The organism is Aeromonas sp. R2-2, assembly GCF_040908355.1.
Lineage (GTDB): Bacteria > Pseudomonadota > Gammaproteobacteria > Enterobacterales > Aeromonadaceae > Aeromonas > Aeromonas veronii.
The window spans coordinates 113,067-119,649 of the sequence record NZ_JBFODQ010000006.1; the positions used below are offsets into that span (position 1 = coordinate 113,067).

Annotated in this window: 8 protein-coding genes; 6 read left to right on the top strand and 2 right to left on the bottom strand. The window is 60.5% G+C overall.

The annotated features are described in order from the left end of the window. Positions 1-216: 216 nt before the first annotated feature. From AB5Z09_RS01275 to AB5Z09_RS01300, 6 genes are all read left to right on the top strand, one after another. Positions 217-606, top strand: coding sequence for a type IV pilin protein (locus AB5Z09_RS01275; RefSeq protein ID WP_042054203.1), 390 nt, complete (start codon positions 217-219; stop codon positions 604-606). Between the two features lies 1 nt (position 607). Further along, positions 608-1,027, top strand: a complete 420-nt coding sequence (locus AB5Z09_RS01280; protein WP_005338751.1) for a GspH/FimT family pseudopilin — start codon at positions 608-610, stop codon at positions 1,025-1,027. After that, on the top strand, positions 1,024-1,416 hold the full coding sequence (locus AB5Z09_RS01285) for a prepilin-type N-terminal cleavage/methylation domain-containing protein (protein ID WP_368194462.1): 393 nt from the start codon (positions 1,024-1,026) through the stop codon (positions 1,414-1,416). Before AB5Z09_RS01280 ends, AB5Z09_RS01285 begins: the two co-directional genes overlap by 4 nt. Continuing rightward, positions 1,410-1,970, top strand: a complete 561-nt coding sequence (locus AB5Z09_RS01290) for a PilW family protein (protein ID WP_069554350.1) — start codon at positions 1,410-1,412, stop codon at positions 1,968-1,970. Before AB5Z09_RS01285 ends, AB5Z09_RS01290 begins: the two co-directional genes overlap by 7 nt. Further along, the gene (locus tag AB5Z09_RS01295) at positions 1,967-3,598 is read left to right on the top strand and encodes a hypothetical protein (RefSeq protein WP_368194463.1); all 1,632 of its coding nucleotides are present in this window, start codon (positions 1,967-1,969) and stop codon (positions 3,596-3,598) included. Before AB5Z09_RS01290 ends, AB5Z09_RS01295 begins: the two co-directional genes overlap by 4 nt. A 94-nt stretch (positions 3,599-3,692) precedes the next feature. Then, complete coding sequence (locus tag AB5Z09_RS01300) at positions 3,693-4,094, top strand: VOC family protein (RefSeq protein ID WP_005338740.1); 402 nt, start codon at positions 3,693-3,695, stop codon at positions 4,092-4,094. 135 nt (positions 4,095-4,229) lie between these two features. Here AB5Z09_RS01300 and AB5Z09_RS01305 read toward each other — a convergent pair whose 3' ends face one another. Both AB5Z09_RS01305 and smrA read right to left on the bottom strand, forming a co-directional pair. Beyond that, complete coding sequence (locus AB5Z09_RS01305) at positions 4,230-5,708, bottom strand: carboxypeptidase M32 (protein WP_368194464.1); 1,479 nt, start codon at positions 5,706-5,708, stop codon at positions 4,230-4,232. A gap of 138 nt (positions 5,709-5,846) precedes the next feature. Continuing rightward, positions 5,847-6,428, bottom strand: a complete 582-nt coding sequence (smrA, locus tag AB5Z09_RS01310) for a DNA endonuclease SmrA (RefSeq protein WP_368194465.1) — start codon at positions 6,426-6,428, stop codon at positions 5,847-5,849. Between the last annotated feature and the right edge of the window lie 155 nt (positions 6,429-6,583).

Genomic DNA, 6,583 nt, shown 5'->3' on the forward strand with positions numbered 1-6,583 from the left:
CGTAGGCACGATTGGCCTAGCTTTATTTGCTTAGCGAGATTAGTGGCGGCGAAAACTGCTTAAAAATTAATAACAGATCACATAACTATCTTTTTTACGTTGAGTGTGGCGATTTTGTGTTGTTCAATCGAGTCAGTTAATTTTTGATGATTATTAAGTCATCACATCTGCGGCCTTAGGCCGACCAATAACAACAACACTTGCCAAGGATGATAAGTGAACGACTGTAAGGCATGGCGCCATTGCCGGGGCTTTAGTCTGATCGAGTTGTTGATCGCCATGACGGTTGTCAGCATTCTTGCGGCCATCGCGTTGCCAGCGTATCAGGGTTATCTGCAACAGGGACGCCGTTACGAAGCACAGCAACAATTGCTGGAGCAGGCGCTCGCCCTTGAACGTATCTATACCCAACAGGGCCGTTACCCAGACACGTTCGCTACCCCTTCCAACACGGATTTCTACCAGTTCAGCTACAGCCAGCAAGATGCTGGCGACTACCTGCTCAAAGCCATTCCAACGACGCGACAACAGGATGAGTGCGGCACTCTGACCCTCGATCAGACCGGTTATCGCGCGGCCAATCGCCATGACTGCTGGGGATCATAGGATGAATGTGCGCGGATTTACTCTGATTGAGTTGATGATCACGGTCGGCATAGCCGCCATCTTGCTATTGGTCGGGTTGCCCTCCATGAGTCAGCGCCTCGCGGCCGAACGGCTCGATCGCAGTGCGACCGAACTCGCGTCAGCCTACCGCTTTGCCCGCAGCGAAGCGGTCAAGCTGACCCTGCCGGTGGTACTGCAGGGCACCGAGAACGGTGGCTGGGAGGTGATGGCTGACAGCAAGTTGCTGCGTCAGGCGGCAGCACCTGCTGGCGGAGTGGTGATCAAGCCGTTTGACCCCATCCAGATCGCGCCAACCGGCAGCAGCAGCCACGCCGAGATCATTCTGGCCAATCGCCTCGGTGAGCAGCGGGTCCTTTGCGTGGCCCCGAGCGGCCAGCTGCTGCAAGGGAGCTGCTCATGAGACACGCCGCACTTGCCCGCCAGCAGGGCTTCAATCTGGTGGAGATCATGGTCTCCATGGTGTTGGCGGTGATGGTGTTTCTCGGTCTCGCCAAGGGGCAGATGGTCTCGTTGCAGCAGGCGCATTACAGCTTGCAGAGCACGCTGGCTACGATCGAGGCGAGCAACAGCGTGGAGCAGATCTGGAGTTCGCTGTGTGAAGTGCAGCGCAAGCCCGAGCGGTTCACCCAGGCCGATTTTCTTGTCCGCTTCACCCTGCGCGAGGGCCATCGGCTGGTGCTACCGAACCGTTATAGCGACAACTTTGTGGTCGCTATCGAGTGGCAGGATGAGCGGGTCTCCGGCGCCAAGCGGGTGGAGCTGAACGCAGGATTTCCGCCTTTATGCTGAGCGTCCCCTCACGGCAACGAGGCGTCAGTCTCGTCGAGCTGATGATCTCCATGGTGCTCGGTCTGATGCTGATGCTGGCGATTTTTGCCGGTTACGCCCCGATCAAGAGCACGGTCGAACAGAGCAAGGCGCTGGAGCAGGCAAACGAAGTGCTGCGCTTTGCCACTCTCACCTTTACCAACAGTATCAAGCAGGCGGATCAGCTGATAGCGGTCACCCCTGATCGCCTGACGCTGGCCTTCAAGGTAGAGGGGGGCAGTCAGGTGCTCTCCTGCCTTGGCAACCAGAAAACCGCCGATTTTACCGAGCAGTACCGCTTCACACCGCCGGTGCTCAGTTGCGATGACGGAGATGGTCCGCGCCTGTTGCTGGCCCATCTTCAGGATCTTGAATTCGGCCAGCAGGGTGCGTTGGTCAATATCCGCATCTTGCCCGAAGGGCTGCCGAGCTATCTGGCACCGGGAGTAGAGGTGCAGGTGGCCCGCCGCAAGGCGGTCTGGGCGGAAGCGTTGGCCACATCCGGTGCCAACGCCACAGCAGGGGGAGCGGGATGAACAAGGGATTGAGCGGGCAGCGGGGAGCCGTACTGCTGGTGGTACTGGTGGTGAGCCTGCTGTCGAGTCTGCTGGTGTTTACCAGCATTCAGGAGAACCAGTTGCAGACTCGCCTGAGCGGCAATTTTCACAAGAAGATCAATGCGCAGCTCAGTGCCGAGCAGGGGATGAACGAGAGTTATCGTGCCCTGCATCAGGCACTTGGCGCCGAACCGCGGATAGAGTGGGAGCGGCTGGTGCAGAAGGTGCCTGGCAAGGGGGAAGGAGCCATGGCGGGCAGCCGCTTTAGCATCGATCAGCTGGATGCCTCCGCCGGCAGCAAGTTGGCGTTGCAGAGCCATGGCCGCTATCTGGAGGGGAATGCCAGCCTTAATGCGCTGTTTGCCCTCAAGCGCGAGCCGGGCAATCTCATCTTTCAGGATTCGGTGGTGGCGTGTGAAGGGCTGAGCCTCTCCGGTAGCGGTTTTATCGACAGCTATGATTCGCGCAAGGGGGCGTACAAGGAGTCTGTTTTCGGGACTCTTAATCAGGGGCAAAACGCCAAGGTGGCGACCGTCAGCGACAAGGCCAATGTAGTGCTCGCCGGGCACTCCCCCATCTGGGGTGATGTGCGGGCGACCGGCTCGGTGACCTTGAACGGCTCTTCACCTGTTGCGGGTAATGTACTTGCTGGCGGCGATATCACCATTTCTCCCTCTGATGGGGTCGTCAGGGTTGAGGGCAGCGTGAACGGGAGTGGAAATTTTGCCTTGCAAGGGGGGCATATTGTCGGAGCTGTTGCGATCAATGGTGATGTCTCTATGGGTCATGGCACAAGCATTGCTGGCGACAAGTTGAACTATGGTGGGAAGGGGGCATTCCTTGATGCCAAGCATCAGAAGTATCTGGATCCCCAATACCGCACTCACCCCAAGCTGCCACCGGTAGCCGGGCAGGTGTGTGACCCGCTCAATGTGGCCGCGTTGCCCAAATCGTTTCCCCCTGCAACATTGCCCATCAATGGGCCCCTGACGCTCGGGGCCACCCAGCAGATGGTGCTGACCACGGATCCCTCCACCGGCTCGGTCACCAGCAGCAACCAGCATAAGCCCGGGCTGCCGCTTCCCGGCAAGGGGGAGCTGTTTGGCAAGGAGCAGACCGTTTACAAGCTCGACAGCCTCAATATGGGGGCCGATGCCAGTCTCACCATCAAGGGGGATGTGGTGCTGCTGATCGACAAGGATTTCACCATGACTGGCAGCAACAAGTTGACGGTGAGCGAGGGGAGCAGCCTGACCCTGATCGTCAGCGGCAAGGTCGATCTCGGGGCCGGAGCCGAGGTCACGGCAGCCAAGCAGGGGCTGACCGCTGGCGGTATGCCTGCTATATCCATCTATTCCGCCTATAGCGGCAAGGATGGGATCAAGCTGTCGGGCAATACCCCGCTCTATGCCGCCCTCTACGCCCCGCTGACCGAGATGAAGATCAGCGGAAGTGGCGGTCTGTACGGGGCGGTGCGTGCCAAGCACCTGACCGAGAGCGGTGCGGGCGGTGTGCACTACGACGAGGCGCTGGGCATGGCGGATATGGGCGAAGATCAGGGGCCGCCGCCGACACTGGCACTGCGGCAGTGGCACTTTGTGCAGTGAGGCTGGCGAGCCGCTAAAAAGGATCGAATGGGGCGCGCAACTGTGAGATGGTGGAGATCTGTCCACCCAGCCGTTCACTGTTGAGGAGTGCTCCATGCCAGGCCCCGCTCGCGCCGGTGCCCTGATCTATGCCAAGGATCCGGGCCTGCTGACCCACTTTTACCGTACCTTGCTGCAGATGGTGGTCTGCAGTCAGGATGAGCAGTTGGTGGTGCTGGAAAACAGCGATATCCAGCTGCTGATCCACGCCATTCCCGAGCCTTATGCCGGGCAAGTTGTTATCAAGCGGCCGCCGGCACTGCGGGAAGAGGGGGCCATCAAGCTGTTCTTCACCGTATCCAGCCTCGCCTGGGCGGAAGCGAAGGCGGCGGATCTCGGCGGCGGTTTGCTGCCACAGCAGTGGACAGGGCCCGGCTTTGTGGTGCGCAACGCCTTCGACCCGGAGGGCAATATCCTGCAACTGCGCGAGTTGCTGGGTTCCCCGGACCCCCTCTGAACCTTCTCTTTTTACAGCATTGCCGTGACGGCGTGCTGTGCCATACACCGCCATAAAAATGAACCGCCATAAAAACGGGGCCCTGTAGTGGTCAACTAAAAAGGGCCCCGTTCTGCTGTTAGCTTACTGCGCTCATTACTTCAGGTAGCGCTGTTCCAGATGCTGGCGCAGCCAGTGCGGGTTGAGCGCTTCACCAGTGGCGCGGCGCACCAGCTCGTCGGTGCTGTGCAGGCTCCCTTGTGACCAGATGTTGCGTCCGAGCCAGCCGAAGATTTCCGGCAGGCGGCCCGCCGCGATCACCTCACCCATGCTGCCCAGCTCTTTCTCGAGGGCAAAGCGCAGCTGGGCGGCATACATGGCGCCCAGGGTGTAGCTCGGGAAGTAGCCGAACGAGCCGTCGGTCCAGTGAATATCCTGCATGCAGCCATTGCGGTAGTTGCCCTTGGTGGAGAGCCCCAGCCACTGCTGCATCTTGGCATCCCACAGCTCGGGGATGTCGGCAACCTCGATCTTCCCTTCAACCAGATCGCGCTCCAGCTCGTAGCGCAGAATAACGTGGGCCGGATAGGTCACCTCGTCCGCATCGACCCGGATAAAGCCCGGCTCGACCCGGCTGTAGAGCTTGGCCAGATTGTCCGGCGCAAACGCCGCCTGTTCGCCGAAGTGGTGACGAATGCGTGGTGCCAGCAGCGCGAGGAAGGCCGGATGATGCCCCAGCTGCATCTCGCAAAACAGGCTCTGACTCTCGTGGATCGCCATGGAGCGGGCCTCGGCCACCGGCTGACCCAGCAGATGGCGCGGCAGCCCCTGCTCATAACGGGCGTGACCGGTCTCGTGCACTATGCCCATCAGGCTGGAGACAAACTCCTGCTCGTTATAGCGGGTAGTGATCCGCACGTCGGTTGGCACGCCGCCGCAGAAGGGGTGACTGCTCACATCGAGCCGGCCGTGGGCGAAATCAAAGCCGAGCAGTCCCATCACCTCCTGACCGAGTGCCTGCTGGGTCGGGATGGGGAAGGGGCCTTGCGGCAGCAGCAGGGCATCGCCCTTCTGCTGTTCACTCACGGTCTGGATAAGAGCCGGCAGCCAGTTGGCGAGATCGCCGAAGATCTGATCGAGCCGTGCGCTGGTCATGCCCGGCTCATAGAGCGCCAGCATGGCGTCGTAGGGGCGCACGCCAAGCGCATCGGCCCGCAGTTGCGCTACTTCACGGGAGAGTTTCACCACCTCCTCGAGATTGGGGGCAAAACCGGCCCAGTCGTTGTTCTTGCGCTGGCTGCGCCAGGCGTGCTCGCACTTGCTGCCAGCGAGCGACAGCGCTTCGACCAGCTCACCGGGCAGCAGGCTGGCATCTTGCCACTGGCGCTTGATCTCGCCGAGGTTGGCACGTTGAACTTCATCGAGCGGCTCACTCTCGGCCTTGGCAATCCAATCGCCCAGCTCGGGAGCGGTGCGCTTCTGGTGGATCAGCAGACCGAGTTCGGCCATCGCTTCAGCGCGAGCATCGTTGCCCCCTTCCGGCATCATGGCCGCCTGATCCCAGCCGCAGATGGCGGCGAGGTGGCTAAAGCGGTGGATCTGTTGCTGATGTTGTTCAAGCTTTTGATATGACATGGGATTTTCCTTGTTATCGTCCCTGATGGTATGCCGCCCCGTACCTGGCATGCTCGGGGCCGTTCGATGCTAACACCGCCGCAGCATCGTTGACCACCTTCATGCAGGCGGGCCAAAGGCGTGGGGGCGAAACGCGGATTAGCCGAGCCGCTTCTGGTGCCGTTCGCGGTTTTCCGCTTTTTTGCGTTCGCTTTTGCGCAGCAGCACATAGAGGGCACCGCTGCCGCCGTGGCGACGTTCGGCGCTGTGGATCGCCATGACGGCGGGCAGTTGCGGCAACCAGGCGCTGACATAGCTTTTCAGCAGGGCGCGCGGGGTGCTGCGCTCCCCCTTACCGTGCAGGATCAGCAGGCAGCGGATATCCCGGACCTCACAATCCGTAATGAACTGCACCAGCGTCTGGCGCGCTTCGTTGAGGGTTTTCTGGTGCAAGTCCAGGCTGGCCTGCAGCTCGTATTTGCCAAGCCGCAGCTTCTTGTAGACCCCCTCCTGCACCCCATCACGCTTGAAGCCGACGATTTCGTGCGGATCTAGCATCTCGATGGCTTCCATGGTGAGGTGGTCGAGGGCGAGTTGTTCGGCAGTGGCAGCCTGGCGGCGAGCGAGCTGCGCCTCGGTCGGGGCGGATTTGGCCGCCTGGGGATGGATGTTGTCGCTGCGAATGGGCCGCACGTCGGCCACTTCATTCATGAATAGCGAGAGTTCGTCGTTATGAGACACGGCAGGCTCCCCATAAGAAAAAGTGGGGGTCATTATAACGGTCGCAACCGGCACAGAAAACGGGGAAAGGGGGAGGGGATAAGGGGCTCCCGGCATGGACACTGGTGCATCCTGGACCGGGAATCACAGTCGCGAACCATAAAACAGCACAGGCG